A 23,305-nucleotide genomic window follows, 5' to 3' on the forward strand; every position below is an offset into this window, starting at 1 on the left:
GTGCCGACCGACCCGACGCCGCTCCTCGAGCGGGTGCAGATCCTGCTCTGCGACGCCGACGGCAACCTGTTCCCCTCCGAGGAGCCGGCCTTCGACGCCTCCGTCGAGGTGACCAACGCCTTCCTGGCCGAGATCGGCAGCGACCGTCGCTTCACCGCGGACGAGCTCCGCCATGAAGCGACGGGCATGAACTTCCGGACGACGGCCCTGCGCCTGACCGCCGCCGAGGGGGTCACCGACATCGACGTGGACCCCTGGGTCGCCGAGGAGAAGCGGGCGGTCACCGCCCACCTCGGGCACACGCTGCGGCCACATCTCCCCACGTCGGCGGCGTTGACCGACCTCGCCGCCGTCCTGCCGCTCGCCGCCGTGAGCTCCAGCGCACTCGCGCGCCTGGCTGCGTGCTTCACGGCCACCGGCCTCGACGACCTGATCCCGCCCGCCCGCCGGTACAGCGCCGAGGACTCGCTGCCGACGCCCACGAGCAAGCCCGACCCGGCCGTCTATCTGCACGCCTGCGCCCAGCTCGGCATCGCACCCGAGGCGGGTCTGGCGGTCGAGGACGCCGTGGCCGGCGTGCGGTCCGCGGTCGCCGCAGGCTGCCCCACGATCGGCAACCTGCTCTTCGTGCTCCCCGACGAGCGTGCCGACCGCGCCGAGGCGCTCCGGGCCGCCGGTGCGCTCGCCGTCGTCAGCTCCTGGCAGGAACTGGCCGATCTGCTGCTGCCGGTGCTCGCCCGCCGCGGTTCGGCGGCCGACGACCTCGTGACCGGAGCGGCCCGATGAACCTCGTCTTCACCGCGTTCCGCGGCCACTTCTCCGACAGCCCGCGGGCGATCTACGAGGCCCTGCTCGAGCGGGGCCTCGACGCGGACGTCACCTGGCTGTCGGCACCGCACACCCAGGCGACGTTCCCCGACGGCGTCAGCACCGCGGAGTTCGGCACCCCCGCGTCCGTCGCCGCGCTCGAGGCCGCCGACGTCGTCGTCTCCAACGACCACATCCCGCTCGACTGGGAGAAGCGGCCCGGCGCGACCTACCTGCAGACCTGGCACGGGACGCCGCTGAAGCGGATCCACAACGACGTCCTCTGGGCGCCCGAAGGCCGCTTGGCCTACCTGGAGCACGACATCGCGCGCTGGGATCTGGTGCTGTCCCCCAACGCCGCCAGCACCGAGCGGCTGCGCCGGGCGTTCGGGTTCAGCGGCCCGATCCACGAGACGGGACTCCCCCGCAACGACCTGCTGAGCTCGCCGCGCGCGGGCGAGGTCCGGGCCGCCGTCCGCGCCGAGCTCGGTATCGGCGACGACCAGAAGGTCGTGCTCTACACGCCGACCTGGCGCGACGACCTGGTGTTCCAGAAGACCGGACCCCAGGACTTCGAGTTCCCGATCGACCTCGACGACTTCGCCGCGCGGCTGGGCGAGGACCACGTGCTGCTGCTCCGGCTGCACAACATGGTCATGGACCGGCTGGAGATTCCCGAGGGATCGCCGGTGCGCGACGTCTGCGGCTATCCGGACATCCGCGACCTCTACCTGGCTGCGGACCTGCTGGTCACCGACTACTCCTCGACGATGTTCGACTTCGCCATCACCGGCAAGCCGATCGTCTTCTTCACCTACGACCTGGACTACTTCCGGGACGAGTTGCGCGGCTTCTACTTCGACCTCGCCGAGGCCGCCCCGACGCCCCTGCTGCGCACCAGCAAGGAACTCGTCGACGCCATCACGGACATCGATGCGATCGCCGCGGAAAGCGCGGAGGACTACGCCCGTTTCCGGGAGACTTTCACCCATCTCGAGGACGGCGCAGCCACCCAGCGCGTCCTCGACCTGCTCTTCCCCACCACCCCCACCGAAGACCCCGAGGGAGATGAGAACCATGCGGACCTCTGATCGAGTTCTGAACAACGTCCTGCGGGGTCGCTCCCCCTCCTCGGCCCACCCGCCGAGGCTCCGGACGGCGACCCCACCCATGGAGGTCGTCATCCTCGCTGCGGGCATGGGCACCCGGCTGGGTCGCGACCACCCCAAGCCGCTCACCCCGCTGAACGACGGGCAGAGCATCCTCCAGCGTCAGCTCGACGGCCTGCGGTCGGTGCTCGGGAACGACGTCCCGATCACCGTCGTCGTCGGCTTCCGCTGCGAGATGATCATGCAGGCCGCACCCGACCTGACGTTCGTCTACAACCCCGACTTCGCGACGACAAACACCTGCAAGAGCCTGTTGCGCGGGCTCCGGTCCTCTCGCGACGGCGGCGTCCTCTGGCTCAACGGGGACGTGGTGTTCGACCCGGCCGTCGTGGATCTCGCGCTGCCGCTCGTGCACGCAGACCAGAGCTTCGTCTGCGTCGACACGAACACGGTCGCCGACGAAGAGGTCAAGTACACCCTCGACCCCGACGGCTACGTCGCCGAGCTGTCCAAGACCGTGGTGGGCGGGCTGGGCGAGGCCGTCGGCATCAACTACGTCTCCGCCGCCGACAAGGCCACGCTGATCGACAACCTCGACGCCTGCGACGTCACCGACTACTTCGAGCGGGGCATGGAGACCGCCATCGAGCGGCAGGGACTGCGCTTCCGGCCGCTCGACATCTCCCAGTTCGCCGCCGTCGAGGTCGACTTCGAGACCGACCTCCACCGGGCGAACACGCTGCTGCCCGGCACCCGCGGACACGTCTCCGATCTGGCCGAGGTCGCCGAGGTCGGCTGACCCGTCAGGCGGCCGGAACGGGCCGGCCGGCGTCCGCCCCCTCGGGCGGCACGTCGGCCTCCCGGAACCGGCGGACGGCGGCGATCCCGGCGACCACGAACCCGGCGCCCAGCGCCAGCAGCAGCGCCACGGCCACCCGGCCGACCTCCGGCGGCCCGTTGGACAGCACGTTCGCCGACCACAGGACGTCGACGTCGGGCAGCCCCTGCACCAGCAGCAGCCAGCCCAGGACGACGGCGAACAGACCGGTCATCGCGCCGCGCCCGCGCCGGGACGCCCGGAAGCCCAGGACGGCCACGACCGCGGCGGTGAGCGCCGGCAGCAGGGCCGAGAGGATCGCCCCGGTGTGGGAGGAGATGCTGACGGCCGGAACCGGCGTCGCCCCGGCGTGCCACAGCGCCGCAGCCGCCCCGACGAGCAGCAGCGCCCCCAGCGGGCGGGCCGACCCGGCCAGCACGCCGGCCGCCGCCGCGATCAGCGCCAGCGCCGCATAGAGCGGCCACACCAGCCACGGCGACGGCGGCGGGGTCCAGGTGAGCACCCCGGCCACCTCGGCCGGGCTGTCTCCGTAGCGCAGCGGCACCGTCCACTCGAAGACGGTGTGGCTGCGGCTGGGATCGGCGGCCACCACCGGCGGCAGCTGGCCCTGGCTCATCCAGTGCGTCCGGTGGTCGTGCCAGACGTAGTGCGGCTCGGTGGACAGCTGCACCCAGTCCGGGTCGGCCCGGGGGTCGACGTCCCCGGGAAGCGGAACGCGGGCGTACCGGTCGAGGTTGATGTAGGTCGCCGGACTGCGGGCGTTGCGCCAGACGCCGTCCGGGCCGATCCGCAGGTACGGCTCGTCCTCGTAGCCGGGCACCGTGACCTCGGTGTCACTCGAGTTGACCAGCTCGAACTCGTCCCCGAACTGCAGGATCCGGACCGTCACGCCGGGCAGGTCAGGGCTGACCGAGGTGACCCGGCCGTCGAAGTCGCTGCCTGCCGCCCCACCACCGACGTGCGCCGACGCCGGTCCGGCGAGCGCGACGCTCGCGAGTGTGGCCAGCGCGACCACCAGCAGCCGCGCTGCCACCCGTCTCACGCCGCGCCCGCCACCAGGCGCAGGTCGTCGGCGATGTCTCGCGAGGTGTTGGCCGCGTCGAAGGCGACGTGGGCCTCGTCGTCCGTTCCGTACAGCAGCAGTAACGACGAGTGCAGCCGCCCCTCCTCCTCGGCCAGCGGCACACCGGTCGACAGCTGCGCCTGGTCGATCGCCTCCTGGTCGCCGGTCAGTCCGATGAACCGCTGTGGGAGGTCCGCGTCGAAGCGGGCCAGGTACTCCCCGAGCACCCCGGGGCTGTCGGTCTTCGGGTCCGTTGTCACGAAGACGACCTGCAGCTGCTCGACCAGCGCCGCGTCCAGGCCGCGCAGGGCCACCGCGACGTCGGCCATCGTCGTCGGGCACACGTCCGGGCAGTTCGTGTAGCCGAAGAACAGCAGGGTCGGCCGGCCCGACGTGGCGGCCGTGAAGTCGAAGGACGCGCCGGCGGTGTCGGTGAGCGTGAAGGAGGGCCGGCGGTAGGGCTCGGCCAGGTCCAGGCCGGCATAGACGTCCTCCGGTCCCTCGACCGTGGCCGGCCCGGAGCTCGCGGAGTGGTCGTGGCCGGCGTCGGCCCCGGGGGTCGCCGTCCCGCAGGCCGACACAGCCAGGCCCGAGGCGAGCAGCAGCGCCGCCAGGGCCTGGCGCCTACGGCGGCTAAGGACGGCGGAGCTCACGAGGACACGGTACGTCGGCCCGCCCGCAACCCGAGGACGACGCCGCCGATCGCCGCGAGCAGCGCGAGGATCGAGAGGAACAGCGCGAGGCCTGCGGGCGCGTTCGACACGTCGTCCCCGTGCGAGTGCACGGACGCCTCGTCCGTGGCGGCGGCGGTCGGGGTCGCGGCCGCGGGGTCGGCGGCGAGCGAGAGCACGGGGGCCGGGTGCTCCGGCTCCGCCTGGCCGTCGACGGTCGGCTCGATCCAGGCCGACTCGCTACCGTCGCTGTAGCTCTGCACCACGGGGAAGGCGAGCGAGTCGGCGTCCGGGAACGGGCCGCCGGACAGCGAGAACTCCTGGAACTCCCCCGGCCCGACCCCGCCGCCGGCGTCCGCGCTGAACTCCACCACCGAGATCGCCTCGGTGATCCGCTGACCGTCGTCGTCGGTGACCGGTGGGTCGAGCTCGCTGCGGGTGGTGGTGGCCGTCCAGCCGGGCACCGGCTGCGTCCGCAGTGACGCCAGCGGCGTGTCCGTGGGGAACTGGATCCGGATCGTGGTGGTGCTGGCCGTGTCGCTCTCGTTGGGCACGCGGAAGGTCAGCTTGCCGAAGCCGCCGGCCGCGGCGTCCGGGGACGAGACGCTGACGTGGGCCGAGGCGAGCCCGTTGGAGGCCGCGACGGCCGTGGTTGCAGCGAGGACGACCACGGCGAGACGGGCGAGGGGGCGGGGCAAGGACACGGAACTCCTCTTCATCGGGGTGGGACGTGTACCGGTCAGCGGACCGGGAAGTCGGTGCTGGCCGTGGTGGCGGTGAACTCGTCGAGCCGGACGCTGACGGCGAGGGTCCAGGTGCCGGCGCCGGGGATGTCCATCGCGTCGCTCACGTAGTGACCGGGCCCGGCCGGTGAGAGCTCGACGTCCAGCGGGCCGATCTGCTGACTCGCCTCGGTCAGGCTCACGGTGATGTCGGCCGGCTGCGTGAGCCGTCCGGTGTCGTCGAACAGGTAGACGTGCAGCGTGTTGCCGCCGGGCCGGGCGGGGTCCACCGACACCTGCACGCTGCCGGACGGGCCGGTGGCGCTCTGCAGCGGCAGCAGCGCGTCGACCGGCTGGGCGACGGCCGCCCGCGCCGGTGGAAGGCCGACCAGGGTCGCCGACAGCGCGAGGACGGCAGCGGCGACGGCGAGCTCCACGAGCACCGAACGGCGCAGCGCCGGCACGTGCTCGGCCGCGCTGTCCGACTGCGTCTGCCCCCGCACGTCCGCGGCAGTCTGCACGCTCCCGTTCGGGTCGGCCGTGGCGGCGAAGGCGTGGGCGGTGAGGCTGCGGCTCCCGCCACGGCGGGAGCGGCGCACCCCCAGCCGCTGCTGCACCCAGACCCGCGAGATCCCGGCTGCCGCGAGCACCACGGCGACCAGGACCAGCTTGGCCACGAGCAACCAGCCGTAGGCGGTGACGAAGAGCGCGGTGGGCGACTCGACCTCCCGGACCGCCTGCACGGTGCCGCTGACGACGAGCGCCGCCACCGCCCCGAACGCGATCCGCGAGTAGCGGGGCACGACGGCGGCGACCTCGCCGGCCGGGACCTCCGGCCGGAGCACGGCGAGGAACAGCCCCGCGAGGCCGCCGAGCCAGACGGCCATCGCCGCGACGTGCACCACGGTGACGGCGACGGCGAGCCAGGGCCACGGGCCGGCGACCGGATGGCCGATCGCGGCCGTGCTGATCACCAGCCCGGCGGCGAGGGCACCGCCGAGCACGACCCGGCCGGCGGACGGCGCAGTGCCTCGGCGCCAGACCGACAGCAGCACCCCGGCCAGGGCGAGCGCCAGGACGAAGCGGGCCAGGAGCGCCCAGCCGGCGCCCGCCGCTGCCGTGGCGCGCAGCAGGGAGGGGTCGAGCAGGGAGCCGGGACCGGTGGCCGCGGCGTAGGGCCCCTGGAACAGGAAACTGCCCAGCGCGCCGACCGCGACCGCGACGGCCCCCCAGATCGCCGGCCGGCGCAGCCGGTCCGAGGCCCAGCCGCCGGGCCAGCAGAGCAGCGCGAGGACCGGCACGCCGACCGCCAGGGCCACGCCGGCGAAGCCGAGCCAGCGGAAGAGCGGCAGGGCGACCGCGACGACGGGGTCGGTGGGGTCCTCGGTGCCGGCCGCGGAGGTGGGCACGAGTTCGCCGTCCCCGACGACGAAGGAGTAGGCGCCGGAGATCGGGTGCGAGTCGGCGGAGATGACCCGGTAGGTGACGAGGTAGCCGTCGTCCGGCAGCCCGCTGCGCAGCGGGATCGTCAGGACGCCGCCGCCGACCGACGCCGTCCCGGCGTCGACGCGCTCGCCGTCGGACCCCAGGACCCGGGCGTACCCGGCACCGAGCGAGACGCCCTCGCTGAACTCGAGGGTCACCGCCGCCGGCACCTGGTCCACCCGGGCGCTCTCGCCCGGGTCGGTGGAGATCAGCGTCGCGTGCGCCAAGGCCGGCCCGGCCGTGACGACGCCGGCGAGCAACCAGCCGGCCAGCAGGGTGAGCAGGAGCAGGGGGGCACGCCTCACGCGGGCACCCGCTGCCCGGAGACCGCCCGGGCGCGGTGCCGGTGCCCGCGCCAGGCGACCGTGGCCACCAGCGCCAGCCCGGCGAGGAGCAGCAGGTGGACGGCGGCGCGGTCGGCGTGGACGTGCCCGGCCCCGAGGTCGGCGAGGGTCACCGGAACCAGGAGCGCGGTGACCGTGGCCAGGAACGGCAACGCCCCGGCGGCCAGCCGCGGGGACGCGGCGACGGCCAGGAACGCTGCTGCCACGCCCAGGCTCCAGGCGCCGGTCTCGTGCGCCATGTGCACCGGCGCGCTCATGGCGGCCTGCCCGGAGGCGAGCGCCGGCCAGGCCAGTCCGGCCTGCGCGACGCCCACGGCCAGCAGGGCGAGCCGCAGCGCGGTGTCGACCAGCCGGACCCGTGCGGCGGCGCCGACGCCCGGCAGCTCACGGGGCAGCGCGGCCAGGACCGTGGCCGTGAGGTCGGGAACGGGCGGTGCCGCCGACAGCCGGGCACGGCGGGTCACCCGAGCGGCGTCGGCAGCCCAGGCCGAGCAGGCGGCGCACGTCGAGAGGTGGCTGTCGAGCTCGGATCCGGGCATCCCGAGGGGCTCGGCATCGAGCCGCGCGGAGATCGCCTCCCGGAAGGGCACACAGGTCATGGTTGATTAGTCGTCCGCCGAGGCCTCCTGGTTCCCGGCGGGGTTGCACCAGCCGATGAAGATGGAGACATGGACGAGCTCGAGCGCATCGCGGCCGGCGCCGCCGGGGGCGATCCCCTGGCCGCGGCGGCGCTCGTGCGGGCCACCCAGTCCGACGTCTGGCGGCTGTGCGCCGCCCTTGGGGACCGCTCCTCGGCGGACGACCTCACGCAGGAGACCTACCTCCGCGCCTTCGGGTCGCTGCACCGCTTCGAGAACCGCTCGTCGGTGCGCACCTGGCTGCTGGCCATCGCCCGCCGCGTGTGCGCCGATGCCGTCCGCTCGCGCCGCCGCCGGCGGCTCACCCTGGTCCGGGACGACGCCGACCTCGAGCTCTTCCAGCGCGACGGGGCACTCGTCGACGCCGTGGCCGAGGGAGCGGCGGCCGCGGATCTGCTGGCCCGGCTCGACCCCGACCGCCGTGAGGCGTTCGTCCTGACCCAGCTGCTGGGCCTCTCCTATGCCGAGGCGGCGGAGGTGGCGGGCTGCCCGGTCGGCACCATCCGGTCCCGGATCGCGCGGGCCCGGGCGGACCTCGTCGATTCCCTCGGCGGGGTGGCCGAGGACGATCCCCGGGGCGACACCGCCCACGCCTGACGCTGCCGGGGACATCCGTCCTCCGTGGGGCACCTATGCTGCCCGACGGCCGTGCGTCATCTCCATGACGCCGTCCGTTTCCCATCCCGATACGGAGCCGCCGCGTGCCCTTCAGCCTGACCCCCAAGGACTCGAGCTTCTACCCGTTGTTCACCGCCTCGGCGGAGAACCTGGTGGCCGCCACCGACGTCCTGAGCGACTTCGTCCACGACCACGCCCGACGTCCGGAACTGAACGACAAACTGCGCGACCTCGAGCACGCCGGCGACCAGACGACGCACGCGATCTTCCGGCAGCTCAACACCAGCTTCGTGACGCCGTTCGACCGCGAGGACATCTACAACCTGGCCAGTGACCTCGACGACGTCATGGACTTCGTCGAGGCGGCCGCGGACCTGGTCATCCTGACCGGTCTCGGCACGCTGCCGGCCGAGATGCACCAGCAGGTCGAGCTCCTGCAGCGCTGCGCCCACACCACGGCCGAGGCCATGCCCCGGCTGCGCACCCTGAAGGACCTCTCCGACTACTGGATCGAGGTCAACCGGATCGAGAACGAGGCCGACAAGCTGTACCGCCGGCTGCTCTCGCGTCTCTACAGCGGCGAGTTCGACGCGCTGGAGATCATGAAGCTGAAGGAGGTCGCCGACCAGCTCGAGGAGGCGGCCGACGCGTTCGAGCACGTCGCCAACGTGGTCGAGACGATCGCCGTCAAGGAGTCCTGACCCCGCATGGATGCGGCCTTCCTCGCGCTGCTGCTGATCGTCGCGGTAGCGCTGGCCTTCGACTACACCAACGGCTTCCACGACGCCGCCAACGCCATCGCCGTGGCGGTCTCCACCAAGGCACTCACGCCGCGGGTGGCCCTGGCGCTGGCCGCGGTGATGAACCTCGTGGGCGCCCTCATCTCGACCAAGGTCGCCAAGACCGTCGGCGAGGGCATCATCGACGCTCCCCGGGGCTCCGACGGGCTGAAGATCGTCTTCGCCGCCCTGATCGGGGCGATCACCTGGAACCTGATCACCTGGTACTTCGGCCTGCCGTCGTCGTCGTCGCACGCCCTCATCGGCGGCCTGGTCGGCGCGGCACTGGCCGCCGTCCACTCCGTGAAGTGGATGGGCATCTTCGACAAGGTCATCATCCCGATGGTGCTCTCGCCGCTGGTGGGCTTCGGGCTGGGCTACCTCTTCATGCTCGGCATCCTGTGGACCTTCCGGGGCGCGAACGTGTCGAAGGCCAACCGTGGATTCCGCTACGCGCAGATCGTCAGCTCCGGGACCATGGCGCTGGGCCACGGCATGCAGGACGCTCAGAAGACGATGGGCATCATCACCCTGGCGCTGTTCACCGCCGGCGAGATCGACACGTTCGACGTCCCCTTCTGGGTGGTCCTGGCGGCCGCCGCGGCGATCAGCGCGGGTACCTACGCGGGCGGGTTCCGCATCATGCGGACCATGGGACGACGGATCATCCAGCTCACCCCGGCCGGGGGCTTCTCCGCCCAGACGGTCGCCTCGGGCGTCATGATCACCACGGCCACCGTGTTCGCCGTCCCCGTGTCGACGACGCACATCACGACCACCTCGATCATGGGCGTGGGCGCGACCCGTCGGCTGTCGGCGGTCCGCTGGGGCGTGGCGGGCAACATCGTGCTCGCGTGGATCGTCACGCTGCCGGCCGCCGGCGCGGTCGCTGCGGTGGCGTTCTACCTGACCGATCTCGTCATCGGCTGAGCGGCTCATGACCGACGCTCCTGCACGGCAGTCGGTCGCGCTCGGCACCGCACCGGGCCGGTGGCTGGTCGTCGTCACGGTGCTGGCGTCGGGCATGGCGTTCCTCGACGCGACGGCCGTGCAGGTGGCGCTGCCCTCGATCGGCCGCGAGCTCGACGCCTCGCTGTCGGGCCTGCAGTGGACGGTCACCGGCTACACGCTGACGCTGGCGTCGCTCATCCTGCTCGGCGGCTCGCTCGGCGACCGCTACGGCCGCCGCCGCGTCTTCGTCATCGGGGTGTGCTGGTTCGCCGCAGCCTCCCTGCTCTGCGGCCTGGCCCAGAACACCGGGCAGCTCGTCGCGGCCCGCGCCCTCCAGGGGGTCGGCGGCGCGCTGCTGACCCCCGGCAGTCTGGCTCTGATCCAGTCCTCGTTCCGGCCGCAGGACCGCGCCCGGGCGATCGGCCTGTGGTCGTCCCTGGCCGGCATCTCGGGTCTCATCGGCCCGTTCCTCGGCGGGGTCCTCGTCGACACGGTGAGCTGGCGACTGGTCTTCCTCATCAACGTGCCGTTCGCCGTCGTCATCGTGGCCGTGGCCGGGCGGCACGTCCCGGAGAGCCACGACGCGGGTGGTCACGGTCGCTTCGACGTGCTCGGCGCCGCCCTGGGCGCCCTGGCGCTCGGTGGGCTGACCTACGCCCTCATCGCGGGTGGCGAATCGTTCACGCGTGCCGACGTGGTGGTCTCGGTCGCCATCGGCCTCGCCGCCGGCGTGGCCTTCGTGGTGCGCGAGCAGCGGGCGGCCGACCCCATGCTGCCGCTGGGGTTGTTCGGCGACCGGCAGTTCACCGGCGCCAACCTCGCCACGCTCGCCGTCTACGGGGCGCTCGGGGGCAGCGGCCTGTTCCTGGTGCTCCAGCTGCAGACCACGCTCGGGTACGACGCCACGGCTGCCGGCGCGGCCACGTTGCCGACGATCGCGCTGATCACGCTGCTGTCGCCCCGGGCCGGCGCGCTCGCGACGCGGATCGGCCCGCGGCTGCCGATGACCGTCGGCCCGCTGATCGTCGCGGTCGGCACACTGTGGCTGGCCTGGGTGGACGGCAGCGCTCCCTACGTGGTCGAGATCCTCCCGGGCTCGGTGCTCCAGGGGCTGGGCATGGCGATAGTCGTCGCTCCGCTGACCGCCACGGTGCTCGGTGCGGCGCCGGACGCGCAGGCGGGGATCGCGAGCGGGGTCAACAACGCCGTGGCCCGTGCCGCTCAGCTGCTGGCCGTGGCCGCGCTGCCGGTGGCGGTGGGCCTCTCCGGGGACGACTACGCCGACCCCACCGCCTTCACCAGCGGATTCCGGATCGCGCTGATCGCGTGCGCCGCCCTGTTCGCCGCGGGTGGCGTGGTCTCGTGGCTGACCATCCGGAACGACGTCCTCGAGGGGTAGTCCCGCGGTGTGGGACGCCACGTTGCATATGTCGATCGGCCTGGTAGACATATGCACGTGGCGGCGACGGCGGTGCTCCTCGTGGGGCGGATCCACGTCGACCTGCTGCGGGTCTGCGCGAGTCGCTGTCCGGGCTGCTGACGCCCCGCGTCTCCCCCCGCCCCTGCTGAACCCGCTGTGCTGCGCCGTGTCCGGGCGCCCGCGGTCCCCTGACTCGGAGTCCACTTCCCGTGAAGACCATCGTCCTGCTCGCCCTCGTCGGCCTGGGCGCGCAGCTCGTGGACGGCAGCCTCGGCATGGCCTACGGCGTCACCTCCACGACGCTGCTGCTCGCGATCGGGACCAGCCCGGCCGCCGCCTCCGCAACGGTCCACTTCGCCGAGATCGGCACCAGCCTGATGTCGGGGCTCGCGCACTGGAAGTTCGGCAACGTCGACTGGAAGGTGGTCGCGAAGATCGGCGTCCCGGGCGCCGTCGGTGCCTTTGCCGGCGCCACCTTCCTGTCCCACCTGTCGACCGCCCTGGCCGCGCCGGCGATGTCGCTGATCCTCCTGGCGCTCGGTCTCTACCTGCTCATCCGCTTCACCCTGCGCGGGATCGACCGCCGGCACCTGGGAAAGCCCATGCGCAAGCGCTTCCTCGCCCCGCTCGGCCTGGTCGCCGGCTTCGTGGACGCCACCGGCGGCGGGGGCTGGGGGCCGATCGGCACGCCCGCGATCCTGGCCAGCGGGCGCATGGAGCCGCGCAAGGTGATCGGCTCGATCGACACCTCGGAGTTCCTGATCGCCCTGGCCGCGAGCCTGGGCTTCCTGTTCGCGCTCGGCTCCCAGGGCGTCGACGCGACCTGGGCACTCGGCCTCCTGGCCGGTGGGCTGGTCGCCGCCCCGATCGCCGCCTGGCTCGTCCGCCACGTCCCGCCGCGCCTGCTCGGCTCGCTGGTCGGCGGCATGATCGTCCAGACCAACACCCGCACGCTGTTGACCAGCGACTGGATCGATGCCGGCGACGCCGTCCGCTACTCGGTCTACGCCGTCATCTACGTCGTCTGGGCCGCGGCGGTCGTGCACTCCTTCCGCGCGTACCGCAAGGATCGCGTCCTCGAGTCCGCCGAGGCGGTCGCCGCCCAGGCCGAGATCCAGGCGAACGTCGCGGCCGACGTCGACCCCGAGCCGGCCGAGGCGCGGGTCCCCGCCGGGCGCCCGAGCGCCCCCCGCGACTAGACCGGCGCCGGAGGCCTAGCGGCCCGCGAGCAGCCGCTCCTCCAGCTCGACCGGCAGGCCCGGTTGCGGAGAGCCGAACGGGGAGACGAACGGCCCCCCGTCCGCTGTCTGCCACGCCCAGGTGTCGGCCACCGACTCGGCCAGCGGCCGGCTGGGCAGCCCGAGGGACCGCGCCCGGGTCGTGTCGATGTCCCATCCCGGGCCGGCGTCCGCCGCCCGCAACCACAGCGGCAGGTGCACCCACTCCTCGACGCCGGCGTCGAGCAGGTCCGCCTCCGGCACCGGCACCCACTCGGCATCGCTGCCGGTGACGTCCCGGCAGAGGTCGAGGAGGCCGCCGAAGGTGGTCATCCCGTTCGGCCCGGTGGCGTTGACCGCTCCGGTCTCGCCGCGCTCGGCCATGTCGACGAGCCAGCCGGCCAGGTCGCGGGCGTCCACCAAGGCGATCGGCTGGGCGAGCCCCTCGGCCGGCACGACGACGCGACCCCCGCGGGCGATCCGGTCCAGCCACCAGCCGAGCCGGTAGACGTAGTCGTGCGGGCCGATGATCAGCCCCGCCCGCGCGGTGAGGAAGCCGGTCCCGACGGCCGACCCGATCTCCCGCTCGGCAAAGGCCTTGTTGGGGCCGTAGTCGTCGTCCTCGGTCGACCAGGTTGCTTCGTCCTCCTCCTTGCCCACCGGGCCCGGAGGCCAGTTCCGGTACGCGTTGAGGCTGCTGACGAACGCGTACCCGGCGACGTCGCCGAGGGCCGCCGCCGCATTCCGGGCAGCGGCGCGGGTCCGGCAGGAGGTGTCAACGACGAGTTCGGGCGCCCAACCGTCGAGCGCCGCCGGCAAGGCGTCGGGGTCGTTCCGGTCACCGTGCAGCGCCCGCGCCCCCTCCGGAGGCTCGCCGGAGACCCCGCGGGTGAACGTCGCGACGTCGTGCCCGCGCTCGAGCGCCGCCGTCGCGACGTGCCTGCCGAGGAAGTGGGTGCCACCGAGAACGAGGAGTCGCATGGCCCCACTCCAGCCGAGTCCCGCCCCCGCCGTCCAGCCGGTTCGCCGGAGGCGTAGAGCCCGGCCCGCAGTCGTCAGGCGGACGTTTCGTCGTCCTGGCTCAGCATGCTGGGTCCTGGCTCACCGTCGACAGTGAGCCAGGACCCCGAATGATCAGGTCTCCTGATCATTACGGGCCGCGTTCAGACGGCTCGGCGGTACTCCGGCACCTGCGGGAGCGGTGTCGACCGGGCGGCGGCCAGCACCATCTGCGGCGAGCGCGGCAGGCCACGGCGGGTGCACAGCCGCAGCGCGCGGGCGCCGGTCAGCACGTCGGTCTCCGGGGGCACGACGAGCAGGTCGGCCCGCCGCGTGCCGGCGTCCCAGGTCAGGCAGACGATGCCGGGGTCCATGCTGCGGAAGCCGCCGGTGCGCACGATCCGGTCGCCGACGACCAGCTTGCGGGCCGCCGGTGACCAGGCGTCGAGGGCGTAGGTGAACCGCTCGACCCGGACGCCGCGCCGGTCGAGTTCGGCGATCAGCTCGGGCACCTCGACCGCCAGCTCACGGGTGCGCGGGAACCACGCCCCGTCGAACGCCGAGTTCCGGTCGCCCGCGTCGGCTCGGAGACTCACCCGGACGTCGATCCCGCCCCGGAACCCCGCGTCCAGAGCCGTTCGGGTGATCGCCGTCATCAGCGCCTCTCTCGTCGTCGCCAGGGCCGTCCACACGGACCCGAGAGGAACGTACGTCGAGGTCAGCGCGCCGTCCGCGCAAGGGACGACGGGCGGGTCGCCGTCCACCGGCCGGTCGTCACGACCCGTGCCCGACTCGCCACGTCAGCCCTCTCGCCACGTCAGCCCTCTCGCCACCCGAAATATGATCATCGCCTGCGTGCACGCGACACAGGCGAACGCGGTTGGACGCGCCGACCGGCCGGGCACGCAGGCGATGATCAACTGCGGGCAGGCAGGAGACTGCTCAGGCGGGCTTGGGCTTGCGGTTCTTCGCCTTGCCGCGCTCGGTCTGGTCCAGGACCACCTTGCGGATGCGGACGGTGGCCGGGGTGACCTCTACGCACTCGTCCTCGGCGCAGAACTCCAGCGCCTGCTCCAGGTTCAGGATGCGCGGCGGGATCAGCCGCTCCAGCTCCTCGGAGGTGGACTTGCGCATGTTAGTGAGCTTCTTCTCCTTGGTGATGTTCACGTCCATGTCGTCCGGACGGGAGTTCTCACCGATGATCATGCCCTCGTAGACCTCGGTGCCGGGCTGCACCATCATCGAGCCGCGCTCCTGCAGCGAGAACATCGAGTACGTCGTCGCCACACCCTGCCGGTCGGCGACGAGCGAGCCGGTCGGGCGCGCGCGCATGTCGCCGAGCCACGGCTCGTAGCCCTCGAGGTTGTGGTTGAGGACGCCGGTACCGCGGGTCTCGGTCAGGAACTCGGTGCGGAACCCGATGAGGCCCCGCGACGGGATGATGTACTCCATCCGCGCCCAGCCGGTGTCGTGGTGCACGAGGTTCTCCAGCCGCGCGCGGCGACTGGCCAGCGCCTGGGTCAGCGTGCCCACGTACTCGCCCGGGACGTCGATGGTGACGCGCTCGACCGGCTCGTGCAGCTTGCCGTCGATCTCCTTGGTGACCACGGTCGGCCGGCCGACGGTGAGCTCGAACTCCTCGCGGCGCAACTGCTCCACCAGGATGGCCAGCGCCAGCTCGCCGCGGCCCTGCATCTCCCAGGTGTCGGGACGGTCGGTGGGCAGCATCCGCACCGACACGTTGCCGACCAGCTCCTGGTCGAGCCGGTTCTTGATCAGCCGGGCCGTGAGCTTCTTGCCCGACCGGCCCGCCAGCACCGACGTGTTGATCCCGATGGTGATCGAGATCGACGGCTCGTCGACGGTGAGCGGGGGCAGCGGCCGCGGGTCGTTCGGGTCGGCGAGGGTGTCGCCGATCATGATGTCCTCGATGCCGGCGATGGCCACGAGCTCACCGGGGCCGGCGCTGTCAGCCGGCGTGCGGGTGAGGCCCTCGGTGACCAGCAGCTCGGTGATCTTGACGTTCTTGATCGTGCCGTCGACCTTGCACCAGGCGACCTGCTGGCCGTTCTTCATCTCACCGGAGTGGATGCGCAGCAGGGCGAGGCGGCCGAGGTAGGGCGAGGCGTCGAGGTTGGTGACCTGCGCGCGCAGCGGCTCCTCGGCGTCGTAGACCGGTGCCGGGATCGTGTCGAGCAGCGTCTTCACCAGCGGCCCGAGGTCGGGGCTGTCGGGTGAGGTGCCGTCCTCCGGACGCGTGAGCGACGCCTGGCCAGTCTTGCCGTTGCTGTAGACGATCGGGAAGTCGAGGTTGTCCACGTCCATGCCGGAGTCCTCGAGCAGCTCCATGAACAGCTCGTAGGTCTCGTCGACGACCTCGCCGATGCGGGCGTCGGAACGATCGGTCTTGTTCACCACGAGGATGACCGGCAGGCCCTTGCCGAGCGCCTTGCGGAGCACGAAGCGGGTCTGCGGCAGCGGGCCCTCGGAGGCGTCCACGAGCAGGACGACGCCGTCGACCATCGACAGGCCGCGCTCGACCTCGCCACCGAAGTCGGCGTGGCCCGGGGTGTCGACGATGTTGATGACCACGGGGTTGCCGTTGTCGTCAGCCAGGTGGATGGCGGTGTTCTTGGCGAGGATGGTGATCCCGCGCTCGCGCTCGAGATCCATCGAGTCCATGACCCGGTCCTGCGTCGAGTCGTTGTCCGTGCCCTCGCCCTTGGACCGCCCCAGGGCGCCCGCCTGACGGAGAAGGGCATCGACCAGGGTCGTCTTGCCGTGGTCGACGTGGGCGATGATCGCCACGTTGCGCAGGTCGTCGCGGGTGGGCATGGAAAAAAAGCACCTCAGAAAGTCATTCGGGGATTCGGCGCTCTGGTGCGCCCGTCATGGGAGTAACGGTCGCCGGCCCGGCGACCTTCCCATGGTAGTCGCTCAGATGCCTTCGGCGTCCGTCCGCGGGCGATCGGCCACCGCGAACGTCACTCCTGCGGAGACAAGGGTGACCAGACTCACCGCCAGCCAGGCCGGGAAACCGGCGCCGAGCGCCAGCACGTGGGCCAGGACGAAGGCCGCGACGTAGAGGACGCCGAGGCCGAGAGCCACCGCCCAGCCGCGCCGCTGCACCCACAGCCAGGCAGCGCCCAGGCCCCCGAGGGCGAAGACCGCCCCGCCCAGCGCGCGGATGCCGGTGCCCTGCGCGATGCCGAAGCCCGCCGCCAGGCCGACGGCGACGAGCAGGGCGGAGGGGAACCGGGTGCGGGTCAGGGTCGAGGTCGACATGTCTCCGAGTCTCCCCGAGGGGTCAGCCGGCCTGGGCGGCGGTGACCGCGGCGGTCAGTCCGGCCGGCGACAGTTCGGTCAGGTCCTGGCCGTCGACGAGGACCGTCGGGGTGCCCGTCACGCCCTCCTGACTCGCCTGGTCGGTGGATGTCGCCACCCAGTCCCCGTAGGTCAGGTCCCGGATGTCCTGCTCCACCGTGCTGCCCGAGGCACCGGCCTGCGCTGCGTAGGCGATGAGCTGGTCGTCGGTCAGGCCGGAGCCGCCCCTCGTCGGGCTGGTTGGCGTACAGCAGGTCGTGGAACGTCTGGAACGCCTCGGAGCCGCCGGCTACGACGACCACGGCGGCGGCGTCGAGGGCGCGCGTCGAGTACTGGTCGTTGGCGCTCGTGTCGAGGAACGCCATGCCGTGGTAGCGCGCCTGCACGGTGCCGTCGGCGACGAGCTGGGCGAGCGTGCTGCCGGTCGCGTCCTCGAAGGCCTTGCAGTTGGGGCACTGGAAGTCCTCGTAGAGATCGACGGTCACAGGGGCGTCGGCCGCGCCGACGGAGATGACGGTCCCGTCGACGTTGGCCGGCACCGCCGCGCCGGCGGACGGGGACGTCCGCTGCATCTGGACGGCGATCACGACGACCAGCGCGACGAGGACGGCGACCGCCGCGACCACCCCGCCGAGGATGGTGCGCCGGCGGCGCTCGGCCCGCGCCCGGGCGGCCGCCTCGGCGGCACGGCGGGCCGCGAGCCGATCGCGGTTGGCCTGGCGGGTGGTGTCAGCGGGCACGGGAGAACTCCTCGGATTCCGTCGGTGCGACGACCGGACGGCCGCCGAGAGCCAGCCGGGAGACCGGCCGGCCGGCGAGCAGCAGCGCTATCAGCAGCAGGCCGACGTCGCGCAGCACCTCGAGGGGATAGGCCGTCTCCCCCGCGGCCACCTCGCCGCCGTTGCCGAAGCAGCCGCAGTCGATCCGGAGGCCGCGGGCCCAGGCCGAGCCGACGCCCACCAGGAAGACGACCAGCAGGACGGCCGCGGCGATCGCGGCGGTGCGCACGAAGACCCCGAGCAGCAGGGCCAGTCCCCGGCGATCTCGAGGACCGGCAGCCCGAAGGCCACGGGCGCCACGAGGGTCTCGGGCAGCAGCCGGTAGGCCCGGACGGCGCGCACCGCCGCGGCCGGGTCCGGGACCTTCAGCGCGCCGGCGACGACGAACACACCACCGAGAACGAGCCGGGCGACCGTGGCCAGCCACGGCCCGGCCACGTCCCAGCTCACGTTCTGGAAGGTCGTCCGGAGAGCTGGAGAAGTTTCCGGGGCTTCCTGTGCATTCGCTGGACGCCGGAAGACGCCGCGAGGGCCCCGGGCAGATCGCCCGGGGCCCTCGCCAGAGGTGCTGCTGCTGGATCAGGCGGCGCGGAGCACGGCCTCGATCTCGAGCTCGACGTTGATCTTGTCGCCGACGACGACGCCGCCGCCATCCATCGGCATGTCGATGTCGACGCCGTAAGCCTTGCGGGAGATCTCGGTCTTGGCACTGAAGCCGGCGCGGAAGCCGCCGTAGGCGTCGGGACCGAAGCCGTTGAGCTCCAGCTCGAGGGTGACGGGCTTGGTGATGCCCTTGATCGTGAGGTCGCCCTCGACGGTCCAGTCGGCACCGTCGGTGCGGACGGCGGTGGAGCGGAACGTCAGCTCGGTGTGGTTGCCCACGTCGAAGAAGTCGGCGGAGCGGATGTGCGCGTCGCGCTGCTCCTGGCGGGTGTCGATCGAGTCCATGTTGACGGTGGCGGTCACGCTGGACTGCGTCGGGTCCTCGGCGGTGACGAGCTCACCGGAGAACTCACGGAAGTAGCCGCGGACCTTGCTGACCATCATGTGGCGGACGGAGAAGCCGACGGTCGAGTGGGCGGCGTCGATGTCCCAGGTGCCGACGGTGTAGCCGGGGATCTGGGTGGTGGTGGAGCTGGTCATGAGTGGAGCCTCCGAGTTTGGTTGAGCGCTTGACCTTCTGCTCGACCGTAGCGTAGTTGAAGACTGAAGTATTCCGCTAGTACTCTGGGAGACATGAGCGTGCCGGTGTCGTCCCCTTCCGCGGGTCCGTCCCAGGTCGCCGAGCCGCGCTGGCTCGACGCCGATGAGCAAAAGGCCTGGCGGGCGTGGCTCTACAGCTCTCTGCTGCTGCAGGACCGGCTCGACCGTGACCTCACTCATGTGACCGGGATCTCGCACGCCTACTACGAGATCCTCGTGGCGCTGTCGGAGACGCCCGGCCGGATGATGCGCATGAGCGAGCTGGCCGACCGTTGCCTCTCCTCCCGCAGCCGCCTGTCGCACGCGGTGTCCCGGCTCGAGGAGCGGGGCTGGGTCCGGCGACAGGTGTGCGCCGAGGACGGGCGCGGACAGCTCGCCGTCCTCACCGACGAGGGGTTCGCCGCACTCGAGGCCGCCGCACCCGTGCACGTGGAGAGCGTGCGGACGCACCTGTTCGACCAGCTCACGCCACAGCAGGTGGAGAACATGCGCGACATCGGCGAGACCCTCCTCCGCCACCTGGATGCCCCGACACCGTGACGCTCCGCGCCACACCGCGGCCACGTGCCGTCCCCCGCTGATCTCAGCCCTGCACCCTGGTCACTTCCGGTCAGGTGAGACCGAGCTCCCGGAAGTACTTGTCGGGCGTGATCGGGAGGTCCCGGACGCGCAGGCCGGTGGCGTGCCAGTAGGCGTTGGCGACGGCGGCCGCGGCACCGGTGATGCCGATCTCGCCGATGCCCTTCAGCCCGAGCTCGTTCGCCAGCTCGTCGGGGTGGTCGAGCCAGGAGATGTCCAGCTCACCGATGTCGGCGTTGGTGGCCACGTGGTACTCGGCCAGGTCGTGGTTCACGTAGTGACCGAGCCGCGGATCGGTCAGCGTCTCCTCGTGCAGGGCCATCGAGACGCCCATGCTGAACCCGCCGATGAACTGCGAGCGGCCGGTCTTCGCGTTCACGACCGTCCCGGCGTCGTACACGCTGGTGGCCCGCGGCACGCGCACCTCGCCGCTGTCCGCGTCCACCCGCACCTCGACGAAGTGGGCGCCGAAGGCGTGCATCGAGTGCGTCTTCGCGTGTGGCCCCTCACCCTCGATCCCGCCGTCCACGGTGACGCCGTCGGCCGGGACCTGACCGCCGAACTCGTCGTCCAGTCGCCGGCGCAGGTCGCGGGCGGTGAGCACGATCGCCGACCCCCACGAGGCGAGCCCGGTCGAGCCCCCGGCTCCCCCGGCCCGGGGCAACCGGCTGTCGCCGATGTGCAGCTCCACGGCGTCCATCGCCACCCCCAGTGCGTCCGCGGCGATCTGCGACAACGCCGTCCAGGCGCCCGTGCCGATGTCGGAGCCGTCGATCTCGACGAGATACCGGACGGGGGCGGTCCCGCCGCGCCCGTCGACGGAGATGCGGCACTGCGCCTTGCGCCGACGGGTCGGATAGGTGGCCGAGGCGACGCCCGTCCCGATCAGCCAGCGTCCCTCGGTGCGCATCCGCGGGCGCAGGTCGCGCCCGGCCCAGCCGAACCGCTCGGCCCCGGTGCGCAGGCATTCGACGAGATGCCGGCTGGACCACGGCACGTGGCGCTCGGGGTCCTCCGTGGGCTCGTTGCGGATGCGCAGCTCGACCGGGTCGATGCCGAGCGCGGACGCCAGTTCGTCCATCGCCGATTCGAGCGCGAACATCCCGGGGGTCTCCCCCGGCGCCCGCATGATCGTCGGCGGCGGGACGTCGAGCCGCGCCAGCCGGTGCGTCGTCCGCCGGTTCTCCGCCGCGTACAGCACCCGGGTCGGGGTGGCCGTCTGCTCGGCGAACTCGCTGATCTTCGAGGTGTGCTCGACGACCTCGTGGCTGATCGCGGTGAGCCGGCCGTCGGCGTCGGCGCCGAGCCGGACGCGCTGGATGGTGGGCGTCCGGTGCCCCACGAGGGTGAACATCTGCGGCCGGGTCAGCTCGAAGACGACCGTCCGCCCGACCACCCGGGCGGCCATCGCGGCCAGCATCTGGTTGGGGTGGGGAAACGCCTTCGACCCGAACGCCCCGCCGACGTACGGCGAGATGATCCGCACCTGCCCGCGGTCGAGGCCGAAGCCCTTCGCGAGGTCGTTGACGATGTTGTGCGGGCCCTGGTTGGCGTCCCACATCGTGAGCGAGTCGCCGTCCCACCGGGCCATGGAGGTGTGCATCTCGATGGGGTTGTTGTGCTGTGTCGGCGTCTCGTAGGTGGCATCGATGGTCACCGCGGCGGCGGCCAGGGCGCCGTCGACGTCGCCGATGACGGAGTCGGTGTCGAAGCCGGCCATCAGCTGCTCCGGCGCGTACAGGTCCGCGCGGTCGGTGCTGAGGACGACGTCGGGTTCCTCGGCCGCGTACTCCACGACGACGGCGCCGATCGCCGCCGCGGCGATCTCCGAGGTCTCCGCGACGACCGCGGCGACCACCTGCCCCTGGTAGTGCACGTCGAGCGACTGCAGGACGGGCAGGTCCGAGGAGAGCCCCTCGGCCAGCCGCGGAGCACTCGCCGGGGTGAGGACGGCCAGCACGCCCGGCATGGCCTCCGCACGGGTCGCGTCGAGCCGGCTGATCCGGCCGCGGTTGACGGTGCTCTGGACGACGGCCAGGTGCGCGATCGGCTCGCCCGGGTCCTGCTCGAACGCGTACGGCGCCGTGCCGCGGACCTTGGCCGGCCCGTCGATGCGGTCCACACCGGCCCCGACCAGCCGGTCGATCGTCGTCATCGGGAGCCCTCCGTCAGGTCGGCGAGCGTGCGGACGACGAGGTTGCGCGCCAGCGGCACCTTGAACCCGTTGTCGCGCAACGGGGTGGCCGCTTCGAGCTCCTCGGCGGCCGCGGCGGCGAAGGCGTCCTCCGTGGCCGGCCCGCCGACCAGCGCCCGCTCGGCGGTGAGCGCCCGCCACGGCGTGTGCGCCACGCCGCCCAGGGCCAGGCGCGCCTCGCGGACGACGCCGTCCTCGACCCGCAGGGCCGCGGCCACGCTGACCAGCGCGAAGGCGAAGGAGGCCCGATCGCGGGCCTTGCGGTAGCGGGACGGGAAGCCCAGCGGCGGCAGGTCGATCGCGGTGATCAGCTCGCCGTGCCGCAGGGTCGTGTCGCGCGAGGGGTCCTCGCCGGGCAGCCGGTGCAGCTCGGCGAGCGGGACGGCGCGCTCGCCGTCCGGCCCCAGCACCCGGACGACGGCGTCGAGGGCGAGCATCGCCACCGCCATGTCCGAGGGGTGCGTGGCCACGCAGGTGCCCGGCCCGTCGAGGGTCTGGCCGAGGATCGCGTGGTTGCGGTGCACGCCCTCGAGCGCCCCGCAGCCGCTGCCCGGGAGCCGTTTGTTGCACGGCTTCGTGACGTCGGTGAAGTAGCCGCAGCGGGTGCGCTGGAGCAGGTTCCCGCCGGTGGTCGCCCGGTTGCGCAGCTGCCCCGAGGCGCCGGCCAGCAGGGCCTGGGCGAGGACCGAAAACCGCTCGCGGACCCGCCGGTCGGCGGCGAGGTCGGCGTTGGGGACGCCGGCACCGATCCGCACCCCACCGTCGGGCAGGTCGGTGATCTCGCGGGACGTGAGCTCGCGGACGTCCACCAGGAGGTCGGGGGTGGCGACACCGAGCTTCATCAGGTCGACCAGGTTCGTGCCGCCGCCGAGGAACGCGCCGTCGGGCGCCCCGGCCACGAGGGCCACCGCGCCCGCGACGTCCGGCGGCTGCTCGTAGCGGAACTCCCTCATCGCCGCACGCCTTCGGACTGGGCCACCGCGGCGACGGCAGGAACGATGTTGGCGTAGGCGGCGCAGCGGCACAGGTTGCCGCTCATCCGCTCCCGGATCTCGGCGTCGGTCAGGTCCGGCTCGTCGGTGACGTCCCCGGTGACGGCGCTGGGCCAGCCCTGGCGGGCCTCCTCGATCACGCCCGCGGCGGAGCAGACCTGGCCGGGCGTGCAGTAGCCGCACTGGAACGCGTCGTACTCGACGAAGGACCGGTGCAGCCGGTGCGGCTGCCCGTCGGCGGCGAGCCCGTCGGAGGTGGTCACCTCGGCGTCCCCGACCGTGACCGCGAGGACCAGGCAACTGTTCACCCGGCGGCCGTCGAGCAGCACCGTGCAGGCGCCGCACTGGCCGTGGTCGCAGCCCTTCTTCGGACTGGTGTTGCGCAGTCGCTCCCGGAGCGCGTCGAGCAACGTCGTCCGGGTGTCGACGGCCAGCGGGTGCGCCGCCCCGTCGACCCGCAGGGTGATCTCGGTGTCCACACCGCCCTCCTGCCCCGGCGGCGGGTGTGGACAAACGATGTAGCGCGCAACCGGTTTGCGACAACCCCACTCGGTAGCAGCACGGAGAAAGCTC

24 protein-coding genes and 2 pseudogenes are annotated in these 23,305 nt (G+C 72.6%); 9 read left to right on the forward strand and 17 right to left on the reverse strand.

Annotated features, from left to right (window positions below; genetic code table 11):
- The 3 genes from E4P38_RS05035 (at position 1) to E4P38_RS05045 (ending at position 2,715) form a co-directional block, all read left to right on the forward strand.
- Positions 1–786, forward strand: coding sequence for an HAD family phosphatase (locus E4P38_RS05035; RefSeq protein WP_135130685.1), 786 nt, complete (start codon positions 1–3; stop codon positions 784–786).
- Entirely contained in the window at positions 783–1,898 is a 1,116-nt protein-coding gene (locus E4P38_RS05040; protein ID WP_135130686.1) for a CDP-glycerol glycerophosphotransferase family protein, read from the forward strand. Before E4P38_RS05035 ends, E4P38_RS05040 begins: the two co-directional genes overlap by 4 nt.
- A gap of 79 nt (positions 1,899–1,977) precedes the next feature.
- Positions 1,978–2,715 (forward strand): phosphocholine cytidylyltransferase family protein, encoded by a 738-nt coding sequence (locus tag E4P38_RS05045; protein ID WP_135130687.1) that lies wholly within the window; start codon positions 1,978–1,980, stop codon positions 2,713–2,715.
- 4 nt (positions 2,716–2,719) lie between these two features.
- Here the strand turns inward: E4P38_RS05045 and E4P38_RS05050 are convergent, their stop codons facing one another.
- From E4P38_RS05050 to E4P38_RS05070, 5 genes are read right to left on the reverse strand one after another with little or no spacing between them, the layout of a single operon-like run.
- Entirely contained in the window at positions 2,720–3,796 is a 1,077-nt protein-coding gene (locus E4P38_RS05050; protein WP_135130688.1) for a hypothetical protein, read from the reverse strand.
- Positions 3,793–4,470 carry an SCO family protein gene (locus E4P38_RS05055; protein ID WP_135130689.1) on the reverse strand — a complete coding sequence of 226 codons (678 nt, stop codon included), beginning with the start codon at positions 4,468–4,470 and terminating at the stop codon, positions 3,793–3,795. The genes E4P38_RS05050 and E4P38_RS05055 overlap by 4 nt, the downstream gene beginning before the upstream one ends.
- Positions 4,467–5,192: a YcnI family protein gene (locus tag E4P38_RS05060; protein WP_135130690.1), complete on the reverse strand. Its 726-nt coding sequence runs from the start codon at positions 5,190–5,192 to the stop codon at positions 4,467–4,469. The genes E4P38_RS05055 and E4P38_RS05060 overlap by 4 nt, the downstream gene beginning before the upstream one ends.
- 35 nt (positions 5,193–5,227) lie before the next feature.
- Positions 5,228–7,000, reverse strand: a complete 1,773-nt coding sequence (locus E4P38_RS05065) for a copper resistance protein CopC (protein ID WP_135130691.1) — start codon at positions 6,998–7,000, stop codon at positions 5,228–5,230.
- On the reverse strand, positions 6,997–7,638 hold the full coding sequence (locus tag E4P38_RS05070; protein ID WP_135130692.1) for a hypothetical protein: 642 nt from the start codon (positions 7,636–7,638) through the stop codon (positions 6,997–6,999). The genes E4P38_RS05065 and E4P38_RS05070 overlap by 4 nt, the downstream gene beginning before the upstream one ends.
- Before the next feature lie 69 nt (positions 7,639–7,707).
- On the opposite strand from E4P38_RS05070, the gene E4P38_RS05075 reads away from it, so the two are divergent.
- From E4P38_RS05075 to E4P38_RS05095, 5 genes are all read left to right on the forward strand, one after another.
- Positions 7,708–8,274: a sigma-70 family RNA polymerase sigma factor gene (locus tag E4P38_RS05075; RefSeq protein ID WP_135130693.1), complete on the forward strand. Its 567-nt coding sequence runs from the start codon at positions 7,708–7,710 to the stop codon at positions 8,272–8,274.
- Positions 8,275–8,378: 104 nt separating this feature from the next.
- A complete protein-coding gene (locus E4P38_RS05080) occupies positions 8,379–8,996 on the forward strand; it encodes a DUF47 family protein (protein WP_135130694.1) in 618 nt (205 codons plus the stop codon).
- Positions 8,997–9,002: 6 nt separating this feature from the next.
- Positions 9,003–10,004 (forward strand): inorganic phosphate transporter, encoded by a 1,002-nt coding sequence (locus tag E4P38_RS05085; protein ID WP_135130695.1) that lies wholly within the window; start codon positions 9,003–9,005, stop codon positions 10,002–10,004.
- 7 nt (positions 10,005–10,011) lie between these two features.
- Positions 10,012–11,424, forward strand: coding sequence for an MFS transporter (locus E4P38_RS05090; RefSeq protein WP_135130696.1), 1,413 nt, complete (start codon positions 10,012–10,014; stop codon positions 11,422–11,424).
- A 230-nt stretch (positions 11,425–11,654) separates the two neighbouring features.
- Positions 11,655–12,644, forward strand: a complete 990-nt coding sequence (locus tag E4P38_RS05095; RefSeq protein ID WP_135130697.1) for a sulfite exporter TauE/SafE family protein — start codon at positions 11,655–11,657, stop codon at positions 12,642–12,644.
- Positions 12,645–12,659: 15 nt separating this feature from the next.
- On the opposite strand, the gene E4P38_RS05100 is transcribed toward E4P38_RS05095, so the two are convergent.
- The 9 genes and pseudogenes from E4P38_RS05100 to E4P38_RS05130 form a co-directional block, all read right to left on the reverse strand.
- Complete coding sequence (locus tag E4P38_RS05100) at positions 12,660–13,643, reverse strand: NAD-dependent epimerase/dehydratase family protein (RefSeq protein ID WP_135130698.1); 984 nt, start codon at positions 13,641–13,643, stop codon at positions 12,660–12,662.
- A 182-nt stretch (positions 13,644–13,825) separates the two neighbouring features.
- Positions 13,826–14,353, reverse strand: coding sequence for a DUF5994 family protein (locus E4P38_RS05105; protein WP_245160802.1), 528 nt, complete (start codon positions 14,351–14,353; stop codon positions 13,826–13,828).
- Between the two features lie 250 nt (positions 14,354–14,603).
- Entirely contained in the window at positions 14,604–16,496 is a 1,893-nt protein-coding gene (typA, locus tag E4P38_RS05110; protein ID WP_135130699.1) for a translational GTPase TypA, read from the reverse strand.
- A gap of 102 nt (positions 16,497–16,598) precedes the next feature.
- Complete coding sequence (locus E4P38_RS05115; RefSeq protein WP_135130700.1) at positions 16,599–16,946, reverse strand: hypothetical protein; 348 nt, start codon at positions 16,944–16,946, stop codon at positions 16,599–16,601.
- Positions 16,947–16,968: 22 nt separating this feature from the next.
- Positions 16,969–17,142, reverse strand: coding sequence for a thioredoxin domain-containing protein (locus E4P38_RS23770; protein ID WP_280791051.1), 174 nt, complete (start codon positions 17,140–17,142; stop codon positions 16,969–16,971).
- Between the two features lie 130 nt (positions 17,143–17,272).
- Positions 17,273–17,557, reverse strand: a pseudogene (locus E4P38_RS23775) (thioredoxin domain-containing protein); the annotation flags it as partial.
- Positions 17,558–17,714: 157 nt separating this feature from the next.
- Positions 17,715–17,993 carry a MauE/DoxX family redox-associated membrane protein gene (locus tag E4P38_RS23780; RefSeq protein WP_280791045.1) on the reverse strand — a complete coding sequence of 93 codons (279 nt, stop codon included), beginning with the start codon at positions 17,991–17,993 and terminating at the stop codon, positions 17,715–17,717.
- A gap of 89 nt (positions 17,994–18,082) precedes the next feature.
- Positions 18,083–18,214, reverse strand: a pseudogene (locus tag E4P38_RS23960) (hypothetical protein); the annotation flags it as partial.
- 129 nt (positions 18,215–18,343) lie between these two features.
- Positions 18,344–18,907, reverse strand: a complete 564-nt coding sequence (locus E4P38_RS05130; protein ID WP_135130701.1) for a YceI family protein — start codon at positions 18,905–18,907, stop codon at positions 18,344–18,346.
- Between the two features lie 93 nt (positions 18,908–19,000).
- On the opposite strand from E4P38_RS05130, the gene E4P38_RS05135 reads away from it, so the two are divergent.
- Positions 19,001–19,507, forward strand: coding sequence for a MarR family transcriptional regulator (locus E4P38_RS05135; RefSeq protein ID WP_135130702.1), 507 nt, complete (start codon positions 19,001–19,003; stop codon positions 19,505–19,507).
- A 70-nt stretch (positions 19,508–19,577) separates the two neighbouring features.
- Here E4P38_RS05135 and E4P38_RS05140 read toward each other — a convergent pair whose 3' ends face one another.
- The 3 genes from E4P38_RS05140 to E4P38_RS05150 are packed head-to-tail and all read right to left on the reverse strand — an operon-like array spanning position 19,578 to position 23,211.
- Entirely contained in the window at positions 19,578–21,701 is a 2,124-nt protein-coding gene (locus E4P38_RS05140; protein WP_135130703.1) for a xanthine dehydrogenase family protein molybdopterin-binding subunit, read from the reverse strand.
- Complete coding sequence (locus E4P38_RS05145) at positions 21,698–22,693, reverse strand: xanthine dehydrogenase family protein subunit M (RefSeq protein WP_135130704.1); 996 nt, start codon at positions 22,691–22,693, stop codon at positions 21,698–21,700. Before E4P38_RS05145 ends, E4P38_RS05140 begins: the two co-directional genes overlap by 4 nt.
- Positions 22,690–23,211 carry a 2Fe-2S iron-sulfur cluster-binding protein gene (locus tag E4P38_RS05150; protein WP_135130705.1) on the reverse strand — a complete coding sequence of 174 codons (522 nt, stop codon included), beginning with the start codon at positions 23,209–23,211 and terminating at the stop codon, positions 22,690–22,692. Before E4P38_RS05150 ends, E4P38_RS05145 begins: the two co-directional genes overlap by 4 nt.
- Between the last annotated feature and the right edge of the window lie 94 nt (positions 23,212–23,305).

Source organism: Blastococcus sp. CT_GayMR16 (assembly GCF_004570875.1).
GTDB lineage: Bacteria > Actinomycetota > Actinomycetes > Mycobacteriales > Geodermatophilaceae > Blastococcus_B.